The following is a 25,207-nucleotide window of genomic DNA, read 5'->3' as shown; positions in this document are numbered from 1 at the left end:
CAGGACTTTGGGATCGTCCTGGGGGCTCCCCTTTTGGATGGCGCAGGCGGCCCCGCCCGGCCCGTCCGCCCCCCTGTCGATGCGGCCTCCGCGCTTCTTGGCCGTCCCGTGCTCTGCCAAGGGCGTTCCCCAGACCTGCGGTCCGCCGCCGGGGCGGCCGCAGGATCCCCGGGACCCTGCCCGCCTGCGAAGACAGGAAGGGGGCCCTTAGCGGCTTTGCCGCTAAGGGCCCCCTTATTTTCCATCCCTCCAGGGGATCTCAGAACACGCCCTGGGCCATCATGGCGTCGGCGACCCGCTGGAAGCCGGCGATGTTCGCGCCGGACACCAGGTCGTACCCCAGGCCATACTGCTCCGCGGCCTCCACGCTCATGTCGTAGATCGTATCCATGATCTGGTGCAGCTGCTTGTCGACCTCTTCCTCGGTCCACACCAGGCGCTCGCTGTTCTGGGCCATCTCCAGGGCGGAGGTCGCCACGCCGCCGGCGTTGACCGCCTTGCTGGGCGCCACGATCACGCCGGGCTGCTCCATCAGGAACTTCAGCGCATCGTTGGTGGTGGGCATGTTCGCCACTTCGATATAATACTTCACGCCATTGGCGGCGATCTGCTTGGCCTGTTCCATGTGGACGTCGTTCTGCATGGCGGAGGGCATGACCACATCCACCTTCACGCCCCAGGGCTTCTCCCCCGCGTGGAACTCCACGCCGAACTTGTCCGCGTAGTCCTTCACCTTGTTCCGGCCGGAGTTGCGCATCTCCACCAGGTAGTCGATCTTCTCGGCGGTGGCCACGCCCTCGGGGTCGTAGACATAGCCGTCGGGGCCGGAGAGGGTCACGACCTTCGCCCCCAGCTCGGTGGCCTTCTTGCAGATGCCCCAGGTCACGTTGCCGAAGCCCGCGCAGGCGATCGTCTTGCCCTCGACGCTCTCGCCCTCGTGCTTCAGAACGTTCTCCAGGTAGTACACCGCGCCGAAGCCCGTGGCCTCCGGACGGATGAGCGAGCCGCCGTAGCTGAAGCCCTTCCCCGTCAGGACGCCGTTCTCGAACGCCCCCTTCAGGCGGCGGTATTCCCCGTAGAGATACCCGATCTCACGGGCGCCCACGCCCATGTCCCCGGCGGGCACGTCCACGTCGGGCCCGATGTAGCGGTACAGCGCCTGCATGAAGCTCTGGCAAAAGCGCATGATCTCCGCGTCCGACTTCCCCGCCGGGTCGAAGTCGCTGCCGCCCTTGCCGCCGCCGATGGGCAGGCCGGTGAGGCTGTTCTTGAAGGTCTGCTCGAAGCCCAGGAACTTGATGATGCCGGGATACACGTCCTTCTGGAACCGCAGGCCGCCCTTGTACGGGCCGATCGCCCCGTTGAACTGGCAGCGGTAGCCGATGTTCGTGTGCCAGGTGCCATCGTCCGCCATCCAGCAGACGCGGAACGTGAACATCCGCTCCGGCTCCACCATGCGGGTCAGCAGGTCGGCCTTCTCATATTCAGGGTGCTTCTCGATGACGGGCTCCAGAGAGGAGAGGACCTCCTCCACGGTCTGGACGAACTCCGGCTCGTTGGCGTGCCGGGTCTTCACGTGTTCGATCACACTGGAAAGATAGGCGTTCATATCAAACATCCTCCTTAAAACATAGGTGCGTGCAAAGCCCCTTTCGGGTGTCGTCTTTAGTGTAACATTTAAAACGGGAATAAACAAGGCCGCAAGCTCAAATCCGCTGAAATTTTTTCCCGATATTTCAAAAAATGCCGGAGGACCTTTGTGCAGGATGACAAGGATCCGGCCCAAAGGAGGGATCGCGCAGGGGGGGCAGGGGCGGCCCGCGGCGGGACGGGCGGCGGAGCCGACGGTCCCCAGGCCCCGCAGGGCCCCATATCATGATGAGCGCAGCATCGCGGCCGGACCGGACGGGGCCTCCCCGCCGGGGCAAAATATCCGCATCTCCCCCATCCTCCCTCTTGACAGGAACGTCTGTTCGAGTTATAATGTACTCGAACAAAAATTCTAGTCCGCCCGGCGCTCCCCATGGGCGGCAAGGAGGTACCCTCATGACCGGCTGGACCCTTTTCTTCACCATCCTGGGCGTGGCGTCCCTCACCGCCCAGCTCTTCCGCCTGATCGAGCTCATCGAGCGCCCCGCCCCCCGCGCCCGGACGGCGTCCCGCCGGGAGGATCTCCCGGCGGCCTGGAACGTCCGGTTGTGGGATGCCCTGGACGAGAAGCGATGGACGTCCTGGAGAAGCTGACCATCCTCACCGACGCCGCCAAGTACGACGCCGCCTGCACCTCCAGCGGAGGGAGCCGGACCGCGCGGGCGGGCTATCTCGGCAACACCTCCACCTCCACGGCCGGCTGCTGCCACACCTTCTCCGCCGACGGGCGGTGCGTCACGCTGCTGAAGGTCCTGCTGACCAACCGCTGTGTGTACGACTGCAAATACTGCGTCAACCGCCGGAGCAACGACGCCAGGCGGGCGGCCTTCACCCCGGAGGAGCTGGCGGACCTGACCATCGATTTCTACCGGCGGAACTACATCGAAGGGCTGTTCCTCTCCTCCGGCGTCTTCCGGAGCCCGGACTATACCACGGAGCTGATGATCCGGGCCCTCTCCCTCCTGCGGGAGGAGCGCCGCTTCAACGGCTACATCCACGCCAAGGCCATCCCCGGCACGTCGCCGGAGCTGGTGGAGCGGCTGGGCTTTTTGGCGGACCGGCTCAGCGTCAACATCGAGCTGCCCTCCGAGGCGGGGCTGAAGGCCCTGGCCCCGGAGAAGACGAAGGGGGCCATCCTGGCCCCCATGCGGCAGATCCAGGCCCGGGGACGGCAGAACCGGGAGGAACTGGTGAAGTTCCGCCACGCGCCCCGCTTCGCCCCCGCCGGACAGAGCACCCAGTTGATCGTGGGGGCCACCCGGGACACGGACTTCCGCATCCTCCGGCTGACCCAGGGCCTCTATGACCGGTATGGCCTGAAACGGGTGTTCTATTCCGCCTACGTGCCCGTGGTGGAGCACGCCCTGCTCCCCGCCAAGGACGTCAAGCCGCCCCTTTTGCGGGAGCACCGGCTCTATCAGGCGGACTGGCTGCTGCGGTCCTACGGGTTCCGGGCAGAGGAGCTGCTGGATGAGGAGACCCAGGACTTCGACACCCGGGTGGACCCGAAGTGCAGCTGGGCCCTGGCCCATTTGGACGCCTTCCCGGTGGAGGTCAACACCGCCGCCTATGAGACGCTGCTCCGGATCCCCGGCGTGGGCGTCACCTCCGCCCGCCGGATCCTGTCCGCCCGGCGGGTGGGGCCCCTCCACATCGACAGCCTCAGGAAGCTGGGGGTGGTGATGAAACGGGCCCAGTATTTCCTCACCGCTTCCGGGAAGATGGCGGAGGGCCTGCGCTTCACGCCGGACAGCGTCCTCCGGGGGCTGATCGCCGCGGAGCGGCCCTCGCTGCCCCAGCAGGAGATGGTACAGTTGTCCCTGTTCGACCAGGCGGGCACCGCTTGATCCAAGGGAGCCATGGCGGGGGATCTGCCCGCCCCTCCCGGCGCGCCGGGAGGCCCTCCGCCCCCGCCGCTGCGGAGGCGGAGGGCCATCCCTTCCATGAGCTGGGGCCCATCCCGTCCCGATGCCGGGGACTTGGACCCAAGGAGGCTCCCGATGGACATCCTCTACCATTACGACGGCAGCTTCGAAGGCTTCCTCTCCTGCGTCTTCGACAGCTACGCATATAAGGAGATCCCCGCCGGGATCTGCCCCGGCGGGGACGCTGAGATGACCCTGTTCGACTGCCGCACCGTGCCGACGGACCCCGGCCATGCGGGACGCGTCCTGCGGAAGGTGGCCGCCCTCTCCCCGGAGGCCGCCGTCCTGCTGCGGCGGGGCTTCCTGACCTGTCTGCCGGGGAAGGAGCTGTACCTTTACCGCCTGGTAGCCAAGCTGCTGCGGGAGGGCCCCGGCTTCCTCCGGGACCGCTCCGACGAGACGCTCTACCCGGTCGTCAAGGCCGTCCAGCACCTGAACGGCGAGGTCCATCTGCTGAAGGGCTTCGTCCGCTTCTCCGACCTGGGCGGCGTGCTGGGCGGCGAGATCGAACCTAAGAACCGGGTGCTGCCCGTGCTGGGCGGACACTTCTGTACCCGCTTCCATAACGAGCGGTTCTTCCTCTACGACCGCACCAACCGCGAGGCGCTGTTCCACATCCCCGGCCGGTCGGTCATCCGCCCCCTGTCCGACTTCCGAATGGCCCCGCCGGATGAGGCGGAAGCCCGCTGCCGCCTCCTGTGGAAGCGGTTTTATGACACCATCGCCATCAAGGAGCGGGAAAACCCCCGCCTCCGCATGTCCAACATGCCCAAACGCTATTGGGGGACCATGACGGAGTTCCAGGGGGAGGACCATTTCAAGCCGGCCTCCGGGAAAAACGCATCCCCGCCGCCGTCCCGGCCCGGTCTGTCTCCGGCCCCCCAGGACGAGCGGACGCTCCCCGGGCCGCGCCCGCAGGACGCATAGGGGCCCCAGGCGGCTTTGCCGCCTGGGGCCCCATTATCTTTACAAGGCCGGGATCACTCGAAGCTCTCCCGGAGGCGCTTCAGGCCCCGGCGCTCCAGCCGGGATATCTGCACCTGGGACACCCCGATCACTCTGGCCGTCTGCTCCTGGGTCAGGCCCTTGAAGTAACGGAGGAGGATCGTCATCCGCTCCTTCTCCGGCAGCTGGTCGATGGCCTCCCGGAGGGCGATGCGCTCCACCAAGCCCTCCTCCGGGGCCTCGGTGCCCAGGGAGCCCTCCAGCGTCAGGCCCTCCGCGGTCTCCTGCTGGAGCGACTCCGGCGTGTCCGTGGCCAGGTCCGTCCGGGCGATCTCCTCCGGCGTCAGGCCGGTGGCCTCCGAAAGCTCGGAAAGGGCCGGCTCCCGGCCCAGCTCATGGCGCAGGCGCTCCCGGACGGTATAAAGGGTCTGCGCCTGCTCCCGGATGCTCCGCCCGACCTTCACGGCCCCGTCATCCCGGAGGAAGCGGCGGATCTCCCCGGCGATCTTCGGCACGGCGTAAGTGGAAAAACAGGTGCCGTAGTCGAAGTCGAAGCCCTGCACCGCCTTCAAGAAGCCGAGACAGCCCAGCTGATAGAGATCGTCCGGCTCTACCCCCCGGCCGTAGTACCGCCGGACCACGCTCCAGATCAGGCCGTTGTTCTCGATGACCGCCTGCTCGCAAGCCTCCCGGTCCCCCTGCTGGGCCGCCCGGAGCCGTTCCAGCGCGGCGCTCATTTCTTCAGGCGGGGCGCCAGCTTCTTCCGCATCACCACCGTGGTCCCCTTATCCACCGCGGAGCGCACCGACACTTTGTCCATGAAGCTCTCCATGATGGTGAAGCCCATGCCGCTGCGCTCCTCCCCGCCGGTGGTGAACATGGGCTGCCGGGCCTTGTCCACGTCCGGGATGCCCCGGCCCCGGTCCTTCACGACCAGCTCCAGCACGTTCCCCGGCAGGATCCGCAGCTTCAGCGCCACCTCGCCGATGGCGTCCGGGTAGCCGTGGACGATGGCGTTGGTCACCGCCTCGCTGACGGCGGTCTTGATGTCCTCCAGCTCGTTGAGGGTCGGGTCCATCTGGGCGGCGAAGCAGGCCGCCGCGGAGCGGGCGAAGCTCTCGTTGCGGCTCTGGCTGGGGAACGCGAGGGTGACCTCGTTGACTGCCTTGGTCCTCATTATGTAAACCTCCTCATTTGATCGTCACGAGACGGCCGATCCCGGCGGCGTCCAGCACCCGCTTCGCCTGGGGCGGCACGCCCCGCACCAGCAGGCTGCCGTCCAGCAGCCGCATCTTCTGCTGCGCCCGCAGGATCAGCGCGATGCCGGAGCTGTCCATGAAACCGATCCCCGACAAGTCCAGCACCAGCTTGCGGGGCAGGGCCGCGTCCAGGGCCTCCTCCAGCTCCCGGATGGCGGTCCGGGCCCCATGGTGGTCCAGCTCCCCGCTGAGCTCCAGCAGCAGGTTCCGGTCCGCGCTCTTCACCTGGATCTCCATATGTTTCCCCTTTTCCGTCAAAAATATACCAGATCCGCGATCGTCCCTCCCGCCCCCTCCGGGGACGGGCCTTCCTAATCGATGATAGCACGTCCCGCCATGGCTTTTTGTCGAAACGGATAGGGCGGGCCCGGAAATTTCGGCGGGATGGGAGGGCCCTCCGCGCCTCCTGACGGCAGCCGTCCCGGACGGCGGCTGCCTCCGGCCGGCCGCCGATCCGGGGTTGACAAACGTCTACCTTCCTGCTATCCTTTAGGTAGACGATCGTATACCAGTCAAGGAGGTGCGGATATGAAGATCGATCTGTCCAACAGCGAGTGGAAGCTGATGCGGCGGTTGTGGGAGCGCGCTCCCAGGACCATCACGGAGCTGACGGCCGCCGTCCGGGACGAGACCGGCTGGAGCAAGAACACCGTCATCACCATGCTCTCCCGGCTGGAGGCCAAGGGGGCCGTCCGGCACGAGGAGGGCGGGCGGGCCAAGCAGTACTTCCCCGCCGTCCGGCGGGAGGACGCCGCCCAGGCGGAGACGGAGAGCTTCCTCTCCAAGGTCTACGGCGGCAGCTTCGGGCTCATGATGAGCGCCATGGTGGAGAGCCGCCGGCTGACGGAGGCCGACATCGCGGAGCTGTCCGCCATCCTGGACAAGGCGGGAGGTGAGCGGGGATGAAGGAGATCTTGCTGACCTCCTCCGTGCTGATCCTGGCGCTGCTGGCCCTGCGGAGGCTGTTCCGGGAGACGCTGTCCCGCCGGGCGCAGTATGCCCTCTGGGGGCTGGTCCTCCTGCGGCTGCTGGTCCCCGTCAGCCTCCCGGCGGCGGGGTTCAGCCTGCTGACCGCGGCGGAGCCGGTGGTGTCCGGCGTCGAGGACCGGTCCCTCTATGTGGGCCCCTACAGCGTCACGCTGACCGCTCCCGAGGGGGAGGCCCTCCCGTCTTACAGCTACAAAGACGATCCCCGAATGGTGCTGGGACCCCCCTCGGAGGACGGTCTCTATACCTTCACCGACCATGACCAGGTGGTCCACGAGGTGGAGTACAGCTGGCAGATCGGCCTGGAGGACCTGCTCCGTGCCGTCTGGTATAGCGGCATGGTGGTCATGGCCTGCCGGCTGGTCCTCTCCAACCTGCTCTTCTGGCAAACGCTCCGCAAGACCAGGGTCCCCTATCCCGCAGAGGGCCCCGCCCGCCGGATCTATGTGGTGGAGGACGGCCTGGCCTCCCCCTGCCTGTTCGGGCTGTTCCGGCCCGCCGTCTACCTGACCCCCGCCGCCCTGGCCTCGCCGGACCGCCTCCGGCACGTGCTGGCCCATGAGGAGACCCACGCCCGGCACCGGGACCCCCTCTGGGCCCTGCTCCGGGGGATCTGCCTGGTGGTCTATTGGTTCGATCCCCTGGTCTGGTGGGCGGCGCTGGCCTCCCGGACGGACTGTGAGCTGGCCTGCGACGAAGGGGCCCTGCGGCGCCTGGGCGAGGCGGAGCGGATCCCCTATGGGCGGACCCTGCTGTCCCTCATCCCCGTGCGGAGGATCCCGGCGGACCCCCTCCTCTCCGCCACCACCATGACGGCGGACAAACGGCGGCTGACGGACCGCATCGCCCGCATCGCCGAGGACCGGGGATCCCTGGGCACTGCCCTCTTCGCCGCGGTCTCCCTGGCGGCGCTGGTCTGCGCCGTCACCTTCACCGGGGCCAAGACCGCGCCGGAGCCGCCCCGCCCCCTCACCCAGGAGGAGCTGGACTACTTCAACGGCGCGTTCTTCACGGAGGACTGCGGCCGGGGGGAGAACCGCCGGAGGCAGTTCCTGACCTCCGTCTACGCGGACCCCCGGGCCATCGACCTCTACGAGCTCCTCTACAACGGCACCGGACTGCCGGAGACGATCTCCGAGGGAGAACGGCGGGACCTGGACGGGTACTGCGATCCAAGCGGGACCCTGGACCTCACCTACGTCAAGCTCTCCCTGGCCAACATCGACGCCTTCCTGCTGGAGAACACCGGCCTGTCTCTCCATGACATCTCCCAGGACCACCTGGACCGCTTCTGGTGGATGCTGGACTACGACGCCTACTACAACTCCTTCTCAGACGGCCCTGCGGCCTCCTCCTACGACCTCCGCCGCCATCCCGCGCCGGTCACCTTCACCTCCGGGACGAGGGAGGGCGGCACGGTGGAGCTCTTCTATGAGGCGGAGCTTTTCAGCAGCGGCCGCCTCCCCATGGCCGGGGACGCCCGCATGGCCATCCAGACGATCGCCCGGGGCCCCCTCCGCCTCACCCTGCGGGAGACGCCGGACGGCGGCTGGCAGTTCGTCTCCAACGAGTGGGACCGGACGGACCGGGCCCCCGCCGCCCCGGACTGGGCGCCCATCCATACGATCCCCCTGGACGATCTGGAGCCCTATGAGCCGGAGGCCGCGGAGCCGGTCCCCTTCGCTCATGACTACCTGGAGATGCTGGACGGCGTGGAGGGGGCGGAGGATCCGTCCCGCATCCTGGGGGACCATGCCCTGCTGTTCTTCCGGGACGGCGAGGGGCGGGTCTTCGCCGGGGTGCAGCATGCGGCGCGGTCCTCCTGGCCCCCGGCCTTCTGGTCCTTCCATCCCGGCGAGAGCGGGAGCTGGTATGTGTCCTGGTTCCAGGATCTGATGGGGCACGACGGCTTCTGCATCACCTACACCCGCCTGCGCCCCGCCTACACGCGCTGCAGCGACTACTACTACCTGGACGGGGAGGGCCGGCCCGTCCTCCTGGCCCGGGTGGAGGGGTATCCGGATCTCATCGACCTGGACGGCGACGGGCAGAAGGAGTTGGTCTCCCAGTCCTTCTACGCCGGGGACCTCTATTTCGCCCGGGACGGGGAGCACTACCGGGCGGAGCTGGACGCCCTGCTGGCCCCCCATTGGCCGGAGGATACCATCTTCTCCTATGAAAACTGGGACCCCGCGGGCCGGACCATCCCCTTCCGGGCCTGGACCTACAGCCATCTCAGCAGCTTGGAGCTCTCCCGCCGGGAATACCGGACGCTGTACTTCGACGGGGGATCCCTCCTGGTCTACAACGACCAGCGGCATTTCGAAGACCACATGACGGAGCGGCCCGACGAGCATGCCGAGGTCATCCAAGCCGCCCAGGCGGCCGTGGAGCGGGGATTCGACGCCGCCGGCGCCCCCTATGACGACTGGCGCATCACCGGGCTCGACCGGACCCAGGACATGGAGCTGGAGGGGCAGACCTACCGGATCTGGCGGGCGTCCTGCGAGTTCCACACGCCGCAGCCCAGGGACATGCCGGGCACGGCCGCCCAGGACTGCTGGGCCGACCCCTTCTATCCGGGATACCTCTATCTGATCTTCCGGGACGACTCCCCGGACGAGTCCCACAGCGCCCTCACGTATCTGACCTCCATGCGGCAGTACCTGCGGCCCTCGGCGCAGCAGCTCCCGGAGCGGCTGGCCCAGGCGGGGGCCATGCCGGACGCCGCCGCCGTCCAGATCCGGCTGGCGCTGGAGCGGATCTTGGAGAGCGGCCGCGTCAACATGACGGAGCTGTCCTCCGAGGGGGCCAGGCGCTGTGACGCGGATCCGGGCCCCTCCGGCGGGGCCGCCCTGGCGGAGCGGCTCCTGGAGGGCTGCGACCTGAGCTATGCCGAAGATCCCGGGGACATGCCCGCCGCGTCTTTGCTGATGATGGGCCAGGGCGGGAGCATGAGCCTGCGCTTCTGGCCGGACAGCGATCTGGTCCTGCTCAGCGCCCGGTCGGACGCCCAGCCGGAAGAGACCTGGTTCTCCGTCCGGCCAAGCGGCGGCGGCCCCTCCCTCTACGATCTCGTGTACGCCTGGTACGAGGCGGCGGCCTGAACGCGGGGCCGGGGCGAAAAAAAAGGGTCCGGCCGCTCCCCTGCGGGGAGGGGGCGCCGCAGATGGTCCAAGATCTGCGGCGGCAGGGCGCGGGGAGGGGCGGTGCCGGCAGGACACCGCCCCTCCCCTGTGCCGCCGTCCGCACCGCCCCTTAGATCCATCGGCCTCGCCGGGGCTCCCGTGCCCCCTCGCGGCAAAGGCCCGCAAGGGGACCTGCGGTCTACAGCTCTTCGATCTTCATCTTATCGATCTGCTGCTCCACACGCAGCTTCTCCCGCGCGGCCCAGTAGACCGCCAGCAGGACCAGCGTGGGGAGGTTCCCCGCCAGCAGTGTCACCAGCACCGTCAGCACGTTCCGGGACACGCTGCCGGTGTCCCGGAGGCTCAAGACCATCAGTAGCGCGCACAAGAACGTCAGCAGCGGCAGGACCAGCCCCGGCCAGCGGCTCCCCCGCCTGGAGAGGAAGATCTGCAGGCAGATCCCGCCCACCGCCAGCACCAGGAACACGGCCAAGGCCGCGACGATCGTCTTAGACACGAGCGCCATCCTTCGGACCTCCTTCCTTTTTCCGGATCTCCCGGTATGCGCCGATCAAGATCTTCGCGGTGTCGAAGTCCAGCTTGTCGTCCACCGCCAGACGCTTCACCAGGGCGACGTAAGGGTCCGCCTCCGCCGTGTCGCTGAGCCGGATCTTCTGGATCAGCCGGTCCAGCCGCAGGCGCACCGTGGGATAGCTGACGCCGTACTGGGCCGCGACCTCCTTCAGCGAGCCGGAGGCCAGGACGAACCGCTTCACGAAGGTCAGGTCCTGCTCCTCCAGGTCCGCCATCCATGGAGGCGTCGTGGTCATACGCTCCACCCCTTTCATAAAATAAAGTATAAACTTTAATTTTATGAAAGTCAAGATTTATTTTTATCTTTTATAAAATTCACCAGCGGCCTTTCGGCAGAAGGAGAGCCTCGAGAAAGCGGCGGGGGCTCCATCGACGGGAAGGAGGAGAGTCACGAGAGGGACCCAGGAGGGGTCCCTCTCGTTTTCGATCATAAGTTTTCAGGACTTCAAAAAGTCCTGAAAACTTGCTCGGCCTGTCGAGGAGACCTGCCTTGCGGCAGGCCCTTTCGACAGGCTGGGGAGCCGCCCCGCCGGGGCGGCTCCCCTCCTATCGTCACCGGTCCTGACCGAACAGCTCCGCGATCTCCGCGTCCGTCATATAGGCCGCGCCCTCGATCTCCCCGTCCTCCCCGCGGAGGACCTTGACATCCACCGTCCCCGCCGGATCCACATCCAGCGTGTAGAAGGATCGGTCGGCCCGGATATCCAGGAAGACGTTGATCCGCTGCCCCTGGTAGTACCGCTCCTTGCCGTCCGCCGTGATGCCCACGGCCTGGTATGCCGCCTCCTGCGCTTCGTCCCAGGCCGCCTCCCGGGCCTCTTTCCGCCCCTCGGACTCGCTGTCCCGCCCCAGCGCGCCGGACAGCACGGACTCGAAGGCCCACTCCTCATCCTCCAGCGCCCGGTCCAGCCAGCCCTCCAGCGTCTCCCCGCTCATGTGCGCGGCCAGGACAGAGAACGAGGCGATGTCGCCCTCCTCGTAGGCCATCCCCGCCAAACGCCGGACCGGGGCGCTGTCCTCATCCAGCAGATCGGCCACGGCTCCAAGGACGGCGATGCTGCGGTCCGCATAGATCCTGTCCAGCCATCCGTCCTGCGCCTCCCGGTCCAGCCGGGAGAACGCGATCTGGAACAGCGGCACGCTGCCGGCCTCATAGCACCGCTCCGCGTCGAGAGCGGAGACCTCCCCCTGTCCCTCAGGGCCGTCTGTCCCCTCCCCGGCGGGCGCGCCGCCCATGCGGTGACAGCGCTCGGGGTCCTGCCGGACGCCGTCCGTCAAGATCTCGAAATGCAGGTGCGGCCCGGTGGAATCGCCGGTGCTGCCCACCGAAGCGATGGTCTGCCCCAGGGCCACGGCGTCCCCGGCCTCCACCTCCAGGCTCCGGCAGTGGGCGTAGAGGGTCTCCAGACCGTCCCCGTGGTCCAGGCGGACATAGTATCCCAGGGAAGGATCGTACCCGGCCTCCGCCGCCGTGCCTGCCGCCGCCGCGTAGATGGGGGCCCCTGCCGCCAGGCCGCCGATGTCCACGCCGCCGTGGACCGTCCCGCCCTTGCCGCCGGGGGCGGCGCGTCCGCCGAAGCCGTTGGTGATCCTGCCGCCGTCCACAGGCCAGATCATGGCCGCGCCCGCGGGGATATCCGCCTCCCCCTCCGGCTGGGCCCCCGCCGCCAGGGGCTCGCCCTCCTGCAGGAGCCGGGTCAGGGGACAGCAGAGATCGGCGTCCCCATACCGGATGTCCATGGTCAGCTCGTCGAAGGCCGCATCCGCCGCCTCGAAGGAGTAGGTCTCCCCGGGGACCCACTCCGCCCGTTCGCTCTCCTCCTCCAGGTAGTGGACGCTCATGCCCGTGCCGTCCTCCAGCAGGACGCGGCCCCGGATGAAGATGCTCCAGCGTCCCTCGCTCTCGGGGATGGTGAAGGAGATGCGGCCGCTGTCACAGCGGACGCTCTCCGCCAGGGCCTCCACCTTCCGGGCGTCGGCGTTCAGCTTCCGGTCCCGGTCGAACGCCTCTCGTTCCTCCTCCGTCGCCAGGCGGAGGCCCGTCAGCTCCCCGTTTTCATAGACGGTATAGAGCTCCACGGCGTCGGGGCCGAAGGTACCGTCCCCGGCGTGCTCGGTGATCCACACACCGTTTTCCTGGTCGTAGATGCCCCGGACCTCATGGCCCTCCCAGGTCATGGCGAGGCCGTTGCCGTCCAGGTCCGGATCGTCGAAGTCCCACTCCAGGCCGAAGGGGGCGTAGGGGGCCAGGACCTCGTCCCACTGGGCGGCGGACTCCGCCGAAGACTGGGCCAGCAGGTCGCCGTCGGGGATGCTTTCGAGATCGGGCCTGTCCGCCTCCACAGGCTTGGCGGAGGTGGCGAAGGCCGTGGTGATCCCCAGCACCAGCGCCAGGGCGATGAAACAGGCCGGCATCGATCTTTTTTTGATAGACATGATCGCTCGTATCCTTTCTTCCATGCCGCTTTCATGGGAAAAGCCGCACAGAGGCACACGTTCGTTCCGTGATTCCGCCAGGCGGATGAGGGCCAGGGCGTAGCGCTCCCGGCTGTCCTCCCCCAGCGACAGCACCGCCGCCTCGTCGCAGCGGAGCTCCATGTCCCGGTTGGCCAGGACGTACAGCAGCCACACCGCCGGGTCGAACCAGTAGAGGCACAGCACCGCCGCCAGCGCCAGCTTGAACAGGCCGTCCAGCCGCCGGATATGGCCCATCTCATGGGCCAGGACGCAGGTGACCGCCTCCTCGTCCCCAAGGTCCAGCGTCTTGGGCAGGAGGATCACCGGGCGGAGGACGCCGTAAGTCAGCGGGGCGCCGATCCGGTCCGTGACCCGGAGGCGGATCTCCCGCCGGGAGCGGAGGCAAGCGTCCGCGGCAGGGCAGTCCCCCGCCGGGAGGGACTCCCGGAAGCGCCGCCGCCAGCGGACATACCGGACCAGGTGCCACAGCCCCAGCGCCGCCGCCCCGGTGAGCCAGAGCGCGGTCCAGACGGGGAACGGCGCGGGGGCGGAGGGCATCATGCCGGACGGGCCGGGGAGGGCCGCTGCCGGCGCCGGTACATAGGGCGTGACGGCAGGCACGGCGGGCGGTACCGGGACCGCCTTAGGGCGGAGGGCCTCCAGCATGGTGTACACGCTGAACCGGGAGGGCAGCTCCGCCGGCACCAGCAGGCGCAGCACCGTCAGCTGCCACAGGGCCACGAAGGTCCCCTTGGGCAGGCGGCGGAGGGCCAGCGCCCGGAGGACCGCCACCGCCAGGATCATCACGGTCCCCAAGAGGGTCCGTTCCAAGAACGTCATGGCCGCCTCATCTCATCTCGGCCACGATCTCCCGGAGCCGCGCAATCTGCTCCCGGGAGAGCTCCTGGCTGCTGAGCAGGGACGCGAAGAGCAGGTCCGGCGAACCGTCGAACAGCCGGCCGATCAGCTCCTCCGTCTCCGAGCGCCGGATCTCCTCCTTCGAGACCAGGGCGTGGCAGAGGAAATTGGGCTCCGTCCGCTGCACCGCCCCCTTGGCGACGCATTTCTTGATCACGGTATACGTGGTGTTCACGTTCCAGCCGGTCTCCTCCCCCAGGATGACGGAGATCTCCTTGGCCGTGCGGTCCCCCAGGCGCCAGAGGACGTCCATGACCTTCAATTCCGAATCGAACAGCTTCATAGATGAGGGCCTCCTTCCAGTTCTCGGACGTTCGCGACCGTCCATGCCGTTATACTATCACGATAGTTTCCGCTTGTCAATACTATTTTGATAGTATGTCCGTCCTCCCTCTCCGACCCCCTGTTTTTTCCTCTTTTACCACTTGTGCTTTGCCGGAGAATCGTTTATAATATCGTACAAGTGCTGGTCCGGCCAGGGGCGGTCCCCGCTCGGGCTGCGAATACCGGGAAAGAAAGGACGTTCTCATGATCCAATTCAAGTCTGAACAAGGTGAGATCTCCGTCTCGAGCGCCGTGTTCTCCAACATCACGGGCATGGCCGCCACGAACTGCTTCGGCGTCAAGGGCATGGCCTTCCGCTCCATGACCGACGGACTGGTCCACCTGCTGCGCCGCGAGGCCATGAGCAAGGGCGTCAGCATCACGTATCACGAAGACGACTCCATCTCCATCGAGCTCCACATCATCGTGGAAAACGGCGTCAATCTCCCCGCGGTCTGCCGTTCCATCATGAACGAGGTCCGCTATGTGGTCGAGAAGAACACCGGCGTCACGGTCCGCGCCGTGGACGTCTGCGTGGACTCCATGACCCTGTGAGGGAGGAAGGGATCGTATGAATGAACAGATCACCGGCGCGCTCTTCAAGCGGATGATCCTCCACGGCGCCGCCGCCATCACGGCCCAGAAGCAGGCCATCAACGACCTGAACGTCTTCCCCGTCCCCGACGGCGATACGGGCACCAACATGTCCATGACCATCGCCGCCGCCGTGGCGGAGCTGAACAAGAGCGAGCCCGCCGCCTTGGACCAGGCCGTCTCCATCACCGCCTCCGCCCTCCTCCGGGGGGCTCGGGGCAATTCCGGCGTCATCCTCTCCCTGCTGTTCCGGGGGCTCTCCAAGGGGCTGAAGGGCTGCGGGACCGCCGGCCCCGCGGCCTTCGCCGCCGCCATGCAGGAGGGCGTCTCCTCCGCCTACAAGGCCGTCATGAAGCCCGCCGAGGGCACCGTGCTGACCGTCTCCCGCCTCGCCGCCAAGCGGGCGGTGGAGCGTGCGGAGAAGGGAGGGGACCTGGAGGAGGTCCTGGAGGCCGCCTTGCAGGAGGGCTATCAGGCCCTGGCCCAGACGACCGATATGAACCCGGTGCTGAAAAAGGCCGGTGTCGTGGACGCGGGCGGCAAGGGTTACCTGCTGATCCTGGAAGGCATGCTGGCGGAGCTCCGGGGCGAGCCCATGCCGGAGACCGCCGGGGAGGAGCCCCGGGAGTCCAAAGCCGACTTCGACGTCTTCTCCACAGAGGAGATCACCTTCGCCTTCGACACCGTCTTCATCGTCCGAAAGGACGGCCCGGACCTGGATCTGGAGCCCTTCCGGGCCTATCTGAACAGCATCGGCGACAGCCTGGTCATCGGCGAGGACGACGAGGCGTTCAAGGTCCATGTCCATACGAACGTCCCCGGCAGCGCCCTGAACGAGGCCCAGCGCTACGGCACGCTGGAGCTGGCGAAGATCGAGAACATGCGGACCCAGTACGAGGACGTGGCCGCCGGGAAGAAGGCCCAGAGCGTGGACGACCTGGAGATGGGAGCGGACGCGCCGGAGGCCCGGGAGGACGCCCGGGGCGGACATAAGGTCGCCGCGCCGGAGAAGCGGTACGGCTTCCTCTCCGTCTGCGCCGGCGACGGCCTGGCCGCGGTGTTCAAGGATCTGGGCGTGGACGGCGTGGTGTCCGGCGGACAGACCATGAACCCCTCCACCGAGAGCATCCTGGAGGGGGTGGACCAGATCCCCGCCGAGACGGTGTTCGTCCTGCCCAACAACGGCAACATCATCATGGCCGCCCAGCAGTGCGCCGCGCTGACGGAGAAAAACGTGGTGGTCATCCCCACCAAGACGGTGCCCCAGGGCATCACCGCCATGATGAACGTGGACTTCGAGGCCCCCGACGCCGAGACGCTGGCCTCTGCCATGACGGAGGCCCTCTCCGGCGTCACCACCGCTCAGATCACTTACGCCGCCAGGGATTCGGACTTCGACGGCTTCGACATCAAGGAGGGGGACTACCTGGCCCTGGAAGAGGGGAAGCTCTTCGGGACGGACAGTTCCCTCCCAGACCTCCTGGGAACGCTGGCGGCGGACGCCGCGGACCGCGGCGCGTCTTTCATCTCGCTGTACTTCGGCGAGGACGTGGAGGAAGAGGCCGCTCAGCAGGCCGGGAAACTCTTCGAATGCACCTGCCCCGACGCGGAGGTCATGGTCCTCTCCGGCGGGCAGCCGGTATACTACTATATCATCTCGATGGAATGACCTGCCCCTCCCAGGAAGTACGGGAGCCCCCGGCGGCTTCGCCGCCGAGGGCTCCCGCATGGTCTCCGGGCGAACGCGGGCAGGCCGCCGCCGCTCCGGCCGAGGGCCGGGACGGCGGCGGAGGAGGACGGTCCGTCCCGGGCCGTCCTCCCGTCCCCGAACGAAAGGGGCCCTCATCATGACCGTAGGCCGTTTCGCCCCCTCCCCCAGCGGGCGCATCCATCTGGGGAACATCTCCTGCTGCCTCCTGGCCTGGCTCAGCGCCCGGCAAAGGGGCGGGCGGGTCGTCCTGCGGATCGAGGACCTGGACACCGCCCGCTGCCCCCGGCGGTATGCGGAACAGACGATCGAGGACCTCCGCTGGCTGGGCCTGGACTGGGACGAGGGCCCGGGGGCCGCGGAGCCGCACGCGCCCTATTTCCAGAGCCAGCGGACCGCCCTTTACCAAGCCGCCCTGGAAACGCTGGAGGCCCAGGGGCTGGTGTACCCCTGCTTCTGCACCCGGGCGGAGCTCCACGCCGCCAGCGCCCCCCACCGGGAGGACGGCCTGACGGTCTACGCCGGGACCTGCCGGGATCTCACCCCCGCGGAACGGGCAAAACGGGCGGAGCGCCGCTCCCCCGCCCTGAGGCTCCGGGTCCCGGCGGAGGGATGGGGGTTCACCGACCGGCATATGGGCCCCTGCCGCCAGCGGCTGGACCTGGAGTGCGGGGACTTCCTGCTCCGGCGGTCCGACGGGATGTTCGCCTACCAGCTGGCGGTGGTGGTGGACGACGCCGCCATGGGCGTCACGGAAGTGGTCCGGGGAGCGGACCTGCTGTCCTCCACGCCGAGGCAGCTGTATCTCTACCATCTGCTGGGGCTGACGCCGCCGGAGTTCTGCCACGCCCCCCTCCTGCTGGCCCCCGACGGGCGGCGGCTCTCCAAGCGGGACGCCGACGCCGGACTGGACCGTCTCCGGGGCCGCGTCACGGCGGAGGCCCTGCTGGGCCGGCTGGCCCAGCTGGCGGGCTTCCACCCCTCCGGCTCTCCCGCGTCGGCGGAGGAGCTCCTGGACGAGTTTTCCTGGGAGAAGGTGCCCCGGCAGGACATCCGCCTGCCGGAGGACCTGTTCGGCGGACAGCGCCGGCGCAGCTGAATCATGACCACCAGCCGTGCCGGTGGTTCCCTTTTACAAAAAAAGCGGAGGCCGACCGCCTCCGCTCTTTCCATGCCCGCTCCCGATGGCCGCGCTCCGCCCTTCACAGGAAGACCGCGCACTCCTTCGGCTCCCGGAAGTCCCTCTCCAGCATCGCCACATGGGATAGGAACGCCGGGTCGTCGAAATATTTCGCGTGATGGGTGCACTTCCGCACACAGGACTGGCACTTGATGCAGGTGCCCGGCACCTCGGCCACGTCCACGGGATCGATGGCCCCCATCGGGCAGGCCCGCGCACAGACGCCGCAGCCGCAGCATTTGCTCCGGTCGGTCTGCGGCTTGGCCTTCAAGAACCTGGCCGGCCCTCCGTCCAGGCCCTTCGGGACATAATAGGGCGCCGCGGGATCCCCGGGGACCCGCACCGGCGGCGGGGGCCCATCCATCTCCCGGAGCTTCCCGGCGATCCGCCCGGCCAGATCCCGGATCCTCCCCTCGTCGTCCCGGTCGGGGCGCCCCCCGCCCAAGACGTCGGTGAAGGCGTGGCGGCCCGGGAAGGCCCCTGCCGCGGCCGTGTGGAAGCCGTCCGCCTCCAGCACCGCGCACAGCTCCGCCAGGGAGTTGTCGAAAGCCCGCTCCCCGAACGTCACCACCGGCACCGCCAGGGCGCCGCCGCCCCGGAGCTTCGTCTCAAGGTCCGGCAGGAGCTTATTGGGGACCCTCCCGGCATAGGTAGGCGTGCCCATGATGACCAGGTCCCCCGGGCCGAACTGCAGCGTCCCCTCCCGCTCCGGCAGCCTGGTGAAGCTCCGGCAGGTCAGCGGGAGGGACAGCTCCTCCGCCAAAGCCTCCGCCAGGACACGCACCACTTTGCCCGTGACGCCGGTGGCGCTGAAATAGACCGCCTCGATCCGTTCGAGCTCCATGTGATCCCCTCCATCCCCGTCTGTAAATGCGGACCGTCTCCGCCGGTCCGGCCGCTCAAAGGGAGAAATCCTCCCTGCGGAGCTTCTCCGTGTCCAGGGCCGCCGGACGGGGCGGCACCCGTTTCAGCGGGTCATAGCGGAAGGCGCGGCAGGCGTGCTCCACCGGGACCACGCCCCGTTTCACGCAGGCCACCTCCCGCTCGTTCAGTTGCTGGCCCCGCTTGCAGTAGGCGCAGCGGGGATCGATATCTTTCCGGAACAACATGCGGGCTCCCCCTTTCACGCGGGGCGGCGGAAGGCCCCGCGAAGCATCCTCACGCCCCGAACGCGGCGGCGGCTCAGACCGTGCGGAGACAGATCTCCCCGCCCGCCGCGGCGGCGTCGATGCCGATGATCGGCTCCTCATAGCTGTCGATGATCTTCGCCGCCATGGGGTCCTCCAGCTCCTTCTGGATGGTGCGCCGGAGGTTCCGGGCCCCGTAGGTCCGGGAATAGGACGCCTTCGTCAGGAAGTCCACCAGCGTGGCGTCGTAGGTGAAGGTGATGCCCTTCTCCTTGAGCGACCCCTTCAGCTCCTCCAGCATGATCCGGGCGATGGCCTGGAAATCCTCCTCCGAGAGGCGGTTGAAGGTGATGACGGCGTCCACCCGGTTGATGAACTCCGGCCGGAGGAACTGCTGGAGGGCCTTCATGGCCTTCTCGCTGTCCTGCTGGCTGAGGCTCCGGTCGAAGCCGACCGTCCCCTCCTTGGTGGCGCTGCCCGCGTTGGAGGTCATGACGATGATGGTGTTCTCGAAGTTCACCTTCCGGCCATGGGCGTCGGTAATCTCCCCGTCGTCCAGGATCTGCAGCAGGACGTTCAAAACGTCGGGATGCGCCTTCTCGATCTCGTCGAAGAGGATCACGGCATAGGGCTTCCGGCGGATCTTCTCCGTCAGCTGCCCCGCCTCGTCATAGCCCACGTAGCCCGGCGGGGAGCCCACGATCCGGGAGACGGAATGCTTCTCCATGAACTCCGACATATCCAGCCGGATCAGGGCGTCGGGGGTGTTGAAAAGGTCCGTGGCCAGCTGCTTCACCAGCTCCGTCTTGCCCACGCCGGTGGAGCCCACGAAGATGAAGCTGACCGGCTTGTGCTTGGGCGAGATGCCCACCCGGTTCCGGCGCACGGCGGCGGAGACGGCGGCGATGGCCTCGTCCTGGCCGATGATGTGCTCCTTCAGGCGCGCCTCCAGCTGGGAGAGGCGCTGGAACTCCTGCTCCCGGATGCGGGAGGCGGGGATCTTGGTCCACAGCTCGATGACGTGGGCCAGGTTCTCCATGGTCAGCTTGGGCGCGCCCTTCTCCTCCAGGGCGGAGCGCTCCGTGGTGAGCTGGAGGTCCCGGCTCTTCAGCTCCGCCATGCGGGCGTAGTCCCCCTCGGACTTCTCCTCCTTCTCCTCCAGCATGGTCCGCTCTTTCGCGTAGTCGTCCAGCTCCCGCTGGATCTGCATCCGGCGGGAGATGTCCGGGTCCTTGAGGTTGAGGTCGCTGCTGGCCTCGTCGATGAGGTCGATGGCCTTGTCCGGCAGGAAGCGGTCCGTGATGTAGCGCTCGCTGAGCAGCACCGCCTGGCGGAGGATGCCCTCCGGCAGCTCCACGCCGTGGAACTCTTCGTATTTGGGGGCCAGGCCCTGCAAGATCTTGATGGAGTCCTCCACCGAAGGCTCGTTCACCGTCACCGGCTGGAAGCGCCGCTCCAGGGCGGAGTCCTTCTCGATGTGCTTGCGGTACTCGTTGAAGGTCGTGGCGCCGATGACCTGGATCTCCCCCCGGCTCAGGGCGGGCTTGAGGATGTTGGCGGCGTTCATGCTGCCCTCGGCGTCCCCCGCGCCCACCAGGTTGTGGACCTCATCGATCATCAGGATGATGTTGCCCAGGCGCTTCACCTCATCGATGAGGCCCTTCATCCGGCTCTCGAACTGGCCCCGGAACTGGGTCCCGGCCACCAGGGCCGTCAGGTCCAGGAGGTAGACCTCCTTCTCCCGGAGCTTGAAGGGCACGTCGCCCCCGGCGATGCGCTGGGCCAGGCCCTCGGCGATGGCGGTCTTGCCCACGCCGGGCTCTCCGATCAGGCAGGGGTTGTTCTTCTGCCGGCGGTTCAGGATCTGGACCACCCGCTCGATCTCCTCCGTCCGGCCGATCACCGGGTCCAGCCGGCCGTCCTTGGCCTTCTGGGTCAGGGAGATGCAGTAGTTCTCCAGGTATTTCCGCTTGCCGTTCTTCGGCTCCTTCCGCTCCTTCTCCCGGCGCTCGGCGCGGCCCTCCTCGCCGCCGTCCTTGGCGGAGTCCCCGCCGGAGAACAGGCGGTTCAGGAAGGGGAAGGTGGCGGTCTTGCCCTCTTCCTCCTCGTCGCCCTCCTCGCCGCTGGGCAGGTCCTCGATGTTCTCCACGCCGTTCATGGCCTGCATCATCTCGCTGTTGAGGGTCTCCAGATCCTCGTCGGAGATGCCCATGCGCTTCATCATGTCGTCCACCTGGGGGAGCCCCAGCTCCTTGGCGCATTTCAGGCACAGGCCCTCGTTGATCGTCTTCTCGCCGTCCAGCTTGGAGATGAACACCACGGCGACGTTTTTCTTGCATCTGGAACAAAGTGTCGGCTGCATACCTCTTAAACCTCCACGCGCCCTCCGGCGCAGTTGATGAAATGGACCTTCCAAAGGCCGCCCGGCGCCGCCGGGGGATCCCCCCTCACGCTCCCAGGGGACCCAACAGGTCCAGGGGCGTATGGGCGGTGAAGGATCGAAGGATCAGGCTGCCGTCCTCCCCGTCGAAGGAGACGCCCAGCAGGCGCAGCACCCACACCGCCAGGAACAGCAGCAAAGCCCCCTCCGCCAGGCCCACCAGGCCGCCGCCCAGGGCGTTCAGCCCGTGGAGGCCCGGCAGCTTCAGCACCGCGTCCAGCATCCGCACCAGCAGGTGCAGCCCGACGGACAGCAGGACGAAGGAGAGCATGTACAAAACGCCGTAGAGCACGGACTGGGCCAGGCTCTCGATCACGGCGGAGGCCAAGGAGGCGCCGGTTTCCCGGATGACCGTCTGCGCGCGGTCCGCCAACGCGTCCCGCCGGGCCTCGTCCACGCCCAGCAGGTCCAAAAGCTCCGGCAGCGGGAGCGCCTCCTCCCCTCCCGGCGTCCCGCCGGGGGAGCGTCCCTGGACGGCCTCGTCCAGGCGGGACTCGATCCGCGCCTCGATGACGGGCGCGGCCAGCTTCGCCGCCGGGACCGACAGGGCCGAGGCAGCGACGCCCGCCCCCATCAGGGACAAGACCAGCACCAGCAGCCCCGCCAGCGTCCGCAGGAGGCCCCTCCAGGCCCCCACGATCGCGAAGCCCGCCAGCACCGCCACGGCGATGGCATCTATTATAACAGGTGTCGTCAAACTTTCCTACCTCTTCCCATGTAAACGTTTTGTGAACACGCCCCTCATTTTCTTGCAGTCACGGCAAAAACAGGCTGGCAGATCCGGAGGACAGCAGCAGCGCCGACCCGTCCGGGCGCATCAGCGCCTCCCGGGCGTCCCCGGTGCCCTGGAGCGTGGCGTAGGGCTGGAGGTCCTGGTTATAGACCACCAGATGGTCCGGATACAGCACCGCCAGATAGCGTCCCGAGGCGGAGAGGCTCAGCACCTCCTCCCGGACGTCCAGGGAGCCGATGACCTCGCCGTCCTTGCCCACGGTGACCAGCCGCCCCACGCTGCCGGAGCGGTAGCGGTTCAGCAGCAGCGCCGTGAAGCCGGTCCCCCCCAGGTCGTACTCCCGGAGGTAGGCCCCGCCATAGGGATAGGTCCCGGCGGTCTCCCCCTTGGCGGTGACGAAGGCCAGCGCCGTGTCGCAGACGACGGCCAGCCGCCCCTCCTGCTCCCCGACGGCGGCCGCCAGGCCGCCGGAGATGCTGCAGTTCGCCTCCGGCTCCTCCTTGGGCATCTCGTAGAGCACGATGCTGCTGACGAACACGCCGTCTTCCTGGCCCAGCGTCACCGCCGCCAGGGTGTCCCCCAGGACGTACCCGTCCAGGACGAAGCGCTGGGAGGACTTGAACTCGAAGGCCGGCTCCGGCCCCAGCGCCCGGTCGTAGACCTTGACGCTGCCCTTGAAGCCCTTCTTCTGGGCCGTCACCGCCAGCTCGCCGTCCCGGTTCAGCCTGGCGGATATGTAGGGCTCTTCCTCGTCGGCGGTGAGCTCCAGCACCAGCCCGCTCTGGTCCAAGACATAGAGGGCCGTCCCCCCCACGTCGTAGGCCACCGCCCGCCCGCCGCCCACGGCCAGGGCCGGGGACGTCATGGTCACGGGCGCGGACCAGACCTCCTCCCCGGTGCTGCCGAACAGGCGCAGCGACGCGTCCGACAGCACCACCAGGCTCTCCCCCAGGAGGGCGAAGCGGTTCTTGGAGGCGGCGTCGTAATGGTAGACCACCTCGCCGCCGGCCTGCTCCGCCCTGCCGTAATGGAGGTAGCGCCGGAGGATGTCGAAGCCGGTGCCGTCCCGGTAGGCCGCGAACAGCACCACCAGCAGCACCGCCGCCAGCATCAGCGCGAAGCTCAGGAAGCTGCGGATCGGGTGCCGCTCCTCCGTCTTTTTGGACTTGTCCACGCGTCCCTCACTCATCCAGCCGCCCATCCTCATACCAGATCCTCGTCAGATACAGCCCGCCGGGGGGCACGGTGGGCCCCGCCAGCGTCCGGTCCCCGCTCTCCAGGATGGCGGGGATGTCCTCCGGGGCGAATTTGCCCTCGGCGGCGTAGAGCACGGTCCCCGTGATGGCCCGGACCATGTTGTACAAAAAACCGTCGGCGCAGACCTTCAATTCCAAAAGGTCCCCCCTCCGGGTGACGCCGCACCAATAGACGGTGCGGACGGTGGTCTTCGTCTCCGTGCCCACCGAGCGGACGGCCCGGAAATCATGGGTCCCCACGAACATCTGGGCGGCGCGGTCCAAAAGGCCCTCATCCAGCCGCTTCGGATAGAAATAGGCCCGGTCCACATAGAAGGGGTCCTTGAAGCGGGAGTTGTAGATGCGGTAGGTGTACTCCTTCCTGCGGCAGGAGCCGATGGCGTTGAACCCCTCCGGGACCTCCACCGCCTCCCGGACGGCGATGTCCTCCGGGGTGTGGGTGTTGATGGCGTAGGGCAGGCGGTCCAGGGGGATGCGGCTGTCCGTGCGGAAGTTGGCGACGTAGCGCTCCGCGTGGACCCCGGCGTCGGTCCGGCCGCAGCCCGTCAGGTGGACGGGGCCGCCGCAGACCTTCGAGATGGCCTTCTGCAGGGTCTCGCAGACGGAGACGGCGTTCTTCTGCACCTGCCAGCCGTGGTAGGCGGTGCCGTTGTAGGCAAGCTTTAAGGCGATGTTCCGCATACCGCTCCTTCCCCTCAGTCCCAGGTAAGCCTGGGCCAGTCCTCCACGGCGGAGAAACCGGCGGCGCCTTCCTTGAAGCCGTTTTCATCCATGGTCCAGCCCTGGAGGAAGAATTCATACCCCAGGCCGTTTTCGTCCCGGCAGAAGAAGGTCAGGATGATCTCGTCCCCCGGCCGGGCCTCCGAGGACAATTCCTCACAGGTATACTGGCCTATCGTGTTCCCGTACATGGCCGTTTCTTCCGCCGCAACGTCCCCGTTCCGCCGGAGGCGGAACACCTGGCCGGAAAGCTGGGGGGAATCCCGCTTCTGATAGCCCGTCAGCTCCGCCTCGCAGCCGGTGAGCGTCAGCGCGCCGTTTTTCACGGCGTCCTGGGAGTAGCTGAAGCCATGGCCCACGCACTGGACCGGCAGCAGCATGGAGGCGCTCTCCCAGCTGAACAGGTCCTCCTCCTTCTGGAGTCCCTGGGCGCTGATTCGGGCAAAAAGCCGAACCTCACAGCTGTTTAGGGGAAGGCTGACCGCGCCGGAGTAGCGCCCCGCGCCGCCCGTCATGGCGGCATACCGGGTATCCGGCCCCTGGGCCGCCGCCAGCTGGACCCGGGTGTCCTCCCGCCACTCTTTCAATTGAAGGGACACCTCCGCCCGAAGCCCGCGGGAGGCCGGGTCGGCGGTCACGGAAACCACCTCCCAATCCTGGACCAGCGCGTCCGCGTCCCTCACCGCCCCCTGCATGGCCTGGAGCCGCTGGTCCATCTGCCGCATCTGCATCTGCAGATCTCCCTCGGCTTCGTCCAGCCGTCCCCGCAGGTCCGAAAGCTGCCGGAGCTGCCAGAGGTTCAGCCCCAGCAAAAGCGCGCACAGAACCAGCGTCAAAGCCTGTATCCAATCCTCCCTTCGCTCCATCGTATTCCCTCCTATCCCTAATCCCTAACTCCTAATTGCCTCACAGGCCAAAGGCCCGTAAAGCGATGACCCCTGCCAGGATCACCAGGCCCAGGGTCAGGGCGACGTAGTCCCGCCGCTCATACTTCAGGACGTGTAGCTTCGTCCGGCCCTCGCCGCCGTGGTAGCAGCGGCACTCCATGGCCGTGGCCAGCTCGTCCGCCCGGCGGAAGGCGCTGATGAACAGCGGCACCAGGATGGGCACCAGCGCCTTCGCCTTCTCCATCAGGTTCCCGCTCTCGAAGTCCGCGCCCCGGGCCTTCTGGGCGGACATGATCTTATCCGTCTCCTCGATCAGCGTCGGGATGAAGCGCAGGGCGATGGACATGATCATGGTCAGCTCATGGACCGGCACAT

24 protein-coding genes are annotated in these 25,207 nt (G+C 67.7%); 8 read left to right on the top strand and 16 right to left on the bottom strand.

All coding sequences use genetic code 11. The features are described from left to right. Positions 1 to 259: 259 nt before the first annotated feature. Positions 260 to 1,609: an NADP-specific glutamate dehydrogenase gene (gene gdhA / locus QZ332_RS00120; RefSeq protein ID WP_295760900.1), complete on the bottom strand. Its 1,350-nt coding sequence runs from the start codon at positions 1,607 to 1,609 to the stop codon at positions 260 to 262. Positions 1,610 to 2,046: 437 nt separating this feature from the next. Between gdhA and QZ332_RS00115 the strand changes: the two genes are divergently transcribed. From QZ332_RS00115 to QZ332_RS00105, 3 genes are all read left to right on the top strand, one after another. Beyond that, entirely contained in the window at positions 2,047 to 2,244 is a 198-nt protein-coding gene (locus QZ332_RS00115) for a hypothetical protein (protein ID WP_295760898.1), read from the top strand. Then, a complete protein-coding gene (locus QZ332_RS00110; RefSeq protein ID WP_295760896.1) occupies positions 2,223 to 3,497 on the top strand; it encodes a putative DNA modification/repair radical SAM protein in 1,275 nt (424 codons plus the stop codon). Before QZ332_RS00115 ends, QZ332_RS00110 begins: the two co-directional genes overlap by 22 nt. A gap of 153 nt (positions 3,498 to 3,650) precedes the next feature. Next, complete coding sequence (locus QZ332_RS00105; RefSeq protein WP_295760894.1) at positions 3,651 to 4,502, top strand: TIGR03915 family putative DNA repair protein; 852 nt, start codon at positions 3,651 to 3,653, stop codon at positions 4,500 to 4,502. A 53-nt stretch (positions 4,503 to 4,555) separates the two neighbouring features. Here QZ332_RS00105 and QZ332_RS00100 read toward each other — a convergent pair whose 3' ends face one another. The 3 genes from QZ332_RS00100 to QZ332_RS00090 are packed head-to-tail and all read right to left on the bottom strand — an operon-like array spanning position 4,556 to position 6,016. Then, positions 4,556 to 5,257 carry a sigma-70 family RNA polymerase sigma factor gene (locus QZ332_RS00100; RefSeq protein WP_295760892.1) on the bottom strand — a complete coding sequence of 234 codons (702 nt, stop codon included), beginning with the start codon at positions 5,255 to 5,257 and terminating at the stop codon, positions 4,556 to 4,558. Further along, positions 5,254 to 5,697 (bottom strand): anti-sigma F factor, encoded by a 444-nt coding sequence (gene spoIIAB / locus QZ332_RS00095; protein WP_295760890.1) that lies wholly within the window; start codon positions 5,695 to 5,697, stop codon positions 5,254 to 5,256. The genes QZ332_RS00100 and spoIIAB overlap by 4 nt, the downstream gene beginning before the upstream one ends. A gap of 13 nt (positions 5,698 to 5,710) precedes the next feature. Next, complete coding sequence (locus tag QZ332_RS00090; RefSeq protein WP_295760888.1) at positions 5,711 to 6,016, bottom strand: STAS domain-containing protein; 306 nt, start codon at positions 6,014 to 6,016, stop codon at positions 5,711 to 5,713. A 291-nt stretch (positions 6,017 to 6,307) separates the two neighbouring features. Here QZ332_RS00090 and QZ332_RS00085 point away from each other — a divergent pair, with 291 nt between their 5' ends. Together QZ332_RS00085 and QZ332_RS00080 are read left to right on the top strand one after the other, a co-directional pair. Then, positions 6,308 to 6,685 carry a BlaI/MecI/CopY family transcriptional regulator gene (locus QZ332_RS00085; protein WP_295760886.1) on the top strand — a complete coding sequence of 126 codons (378 nt, stop codon included), beginning with the start codon at positions 6,308 to 6,310 and terminating at the stop codon, positions 6,683 to 6,685. Further along, positions 6,682 to 9,873 (top strand): M56 family metallopeptidase, encoded by a 3,192-nt coding sequence (locus QZ332_RS00080; protein ID WP_295760883.1) that lies wholly within the window; start codon positions 6,682 to 6,684, stop codon positions 9,871 to 9,873. The genes QZ332_RS00085 and QZ332_RS00080 overlap by 4 nt, the downstream gene beginning before the upstream one ends. A 220-nt stretch (positions 9,874 to 10,093) precedes the next feature. Here the strand turns inward: QZ332_RS00080 and QZ332_RS00075 are convergent, their stop codons facing one another. From QZ332_RS00075 to QZ332_RS00060, 4 genes are all read right to left on the bottom strand, one after another. After that, the gene (locus QZ332_RS00075) at positions 10,094 to 10,420 is read right to left on the bottom strand and encodes a hypothetical protein (protein WP_295760881.1); all 327 of its coding nucleotides are present in this window, start codon (positions 10,418 to 10,420) and stop codon (positions 10,094 to 10,096) included. Continuing rightward, complete coding sequence (locus QZ332_RS00070; protein ID WP_295760880.1) at positions 10,404 to 10,724, bottom strand: DUF2089 family protein; 321 nt, start codon at positions 10,722 to 10,724, stop codon at positions 10,404 to 10,406. Before QZ332_RS00070 ends, QZ332_RS00075 begins: the two co-directional genes overlap by 17 nt. Positions 10,725 to 11,040: 316 nt before the next feature. After that, positions 11,041 to 13,785 carry a M23/M56 family metallopeptidase gene (locus QZ332_RS00065; protein WP_295760878.1) on the bottom strand — a complete coding sequence of 915 codons (2,745 nt, stop codon included), beginning with the start codon at positions 13,783 to 13,785 and terminating at the stop codon, positions 11,041 to 11,043. Positions 13,786 to 13,792: 7 nt separating this feature from the next. Further along, entirely contained in the window at positions 13,793 to 14,146 is a 354-nt protein-coding gene (locus QZ332_RS00060; protein ID WP_295760877.1) for a BlaI/MecI/CopY family transcriptional regulator, read from the bottom strand. Positions 14,147 to 14,391: 245 nt separating this feature from the next. On the opposite strand from QZ332_RS00060, the gene QZ332_RS00055 reads away from it, so the two are divergent. The 3 genes from QZ332_RS00055 to gluQRS all read left to right on the top strand — a co-directional run bounded on the left by QZ332_RS00055 (position 14,392) and on the right by gluQRS (position 17,588). Then, positions 14,392 to 14,742 carry an Asp23/Gls24 family envelope stress response protein gene (locus tag QZ332_RS00055; RefSeq protein WP_295760875.1) on the top strand — a complete coding sequence of 117 codons (351 nt, stop codon included), beginning with the start codon at positions 14,392 to 14,394 and terminating at the stop codon, positions 14,740 to 14,742. A gap of 16 nt (positions 14,743 to 14,758) precedes the next feature. Next, on the top strand, positions 14,759 to 16,450 hold the full coding sequence (locus QZ332_RS00050; protein WP_295760874.1) for a DAK2 domain-containing protein: 1,692 nt from the start codon (positions 14,759 to 14,761) through the stop codon (positions 16,448 to 16,450). Positions 16,451 to 16,628: 178 nt separating this feature from the next. Further along, positions 16,629 to 17,588: a tRNA glutamyl-Q(34) synthetase GluQRS gene (gene gluQRS, locus QZ332_RS00045; protein WP_295760873.1), complete on the top strand. Its 960-nt coding sequence runs from the start codon at positions 16,629 to 16,631 to the stop codon at positions 17,586 to 17,588. A 103-nt stretch (positions 17,589 to 17,691) separates the two neighbouring features. On the opposite strand, the gene QZ332_RS00040 is transcribed toward gluQRS, so the two are convergent. The 8 genes from QZ332_RS00040 to QZ332_RS00005 form a co-directional block, all read right to left on the bottom strand. Then, positions 17,692 to 18,513: a 4Fe-4S binding protein gene (locus QZ332_RS00040; RefSeq protein ID WP_295760872.1), complete on the bottom strand. Its 822-nt coding sequence runs from the start codon at positions 18,511 to 18,513 to the stop codon at positions 17,692 to 17,694. A 55-nt stretch (positions 18,514 to 18,568) separates the two neighbouring features. Next, positions 18,569 to 18,778 (bottom strand): hypothetical protein, encoded by a 210-nt coding sequence (locus QZ332_RS00035; RefSeq protein WP_295760871.1) that lies wholly within the window; start codon positions 18,776 to 18,778, stop codon positions 18,569 to 18,571. 73 nt (positions 18,779 to 18,851) lie between these two features. Beyond that, positions 18,852 to 21,158 carry an ATP-dependent Clp protease ATP-binding subunit gene (locus QZ332_RS00030; RefSeq protein WP_295760870.1) on the bottom strand — a complete coding sequence of 769 codons (2,307 nt, stop codon included), beginning with the start codon at positions 21,156 to 21,158 and terminating at the stop codon, positions 18,852 to 18,854. 85 nt (positions 21,159 to 21,243) lie between these two features. Next, positions 21,244 to 21,933, bottom strand: a complete 690-nt coding sequence (locus QZ332_RS00025) for a CvpA family protein (protein ID WP_295760869.1) — start codon at positions 21,931 to 21,933, stop codon at positions 21,244 to 21,246. A 58-nt stretch (positions 21,934 to 21,991) separates the two neighbouring features. Further along, positions 21,992 to 23,158 (bottom strand): DUF5711 family protein, encoded by a 1,167-nt coding sequence (locus QZ332_RS00020; protein WP_295760867.1) that lies wholly within the window; start codon positions 23,156 to 23,158, stop codon positions 21,992 to 21,994. After that, positions 23,151 to 23,906, bottom strand: coding sequence for a tRNA pseudouridine(38-40) synthase TruA (gene truA / locus QZ332_RS00015; RefSeq protein WP_295760866.1), 756 nt, complete (start codon positions 23,904 to 23,906; stop codon positions 23,151 to 23,153). The genes QZ332_RS00020 and truA overlap by 8 nt, the downstream gene beginning before the upstream one ends. A gap of 14 nt (positions 23,907 to 23,920) precedes the next feature. Then, complete coding sequence (locus QZ332_RS00010) at positions 23,921 to 24,781, bottom strand: hypothetical protein (RefSeq protein WP_295760865.1); 861 nt, start codon at positions 24,779 to 24,781, stop codon at positions 23,921 to 23,923. A 70-nt stretch (positions 24,782 to 24,851) separates the two neighbouring features. Further along, positions 24,852 to 25,207, bottom strand: a 356-nt coding sequence (locus QZ332_RS00005) for an energy-coupling factor transporter transmembrane protein EcfT (RefSeq protein WP_295760864.1), incomplete at its 5' end; no start/stop codon positions are given.

The organism is uncultured Oscillibacter sp., assembly GCF_910584465.1.
In the GTDB taxonomy this organism is placed as follows: Bacteria; Bacillota; Clostridia; order Oscillospirales; family Oscillospiraceae; genus Oscillibacter.
This window is presented reverse-complemented; position numbering and strand designations above follow the sequence as displayed.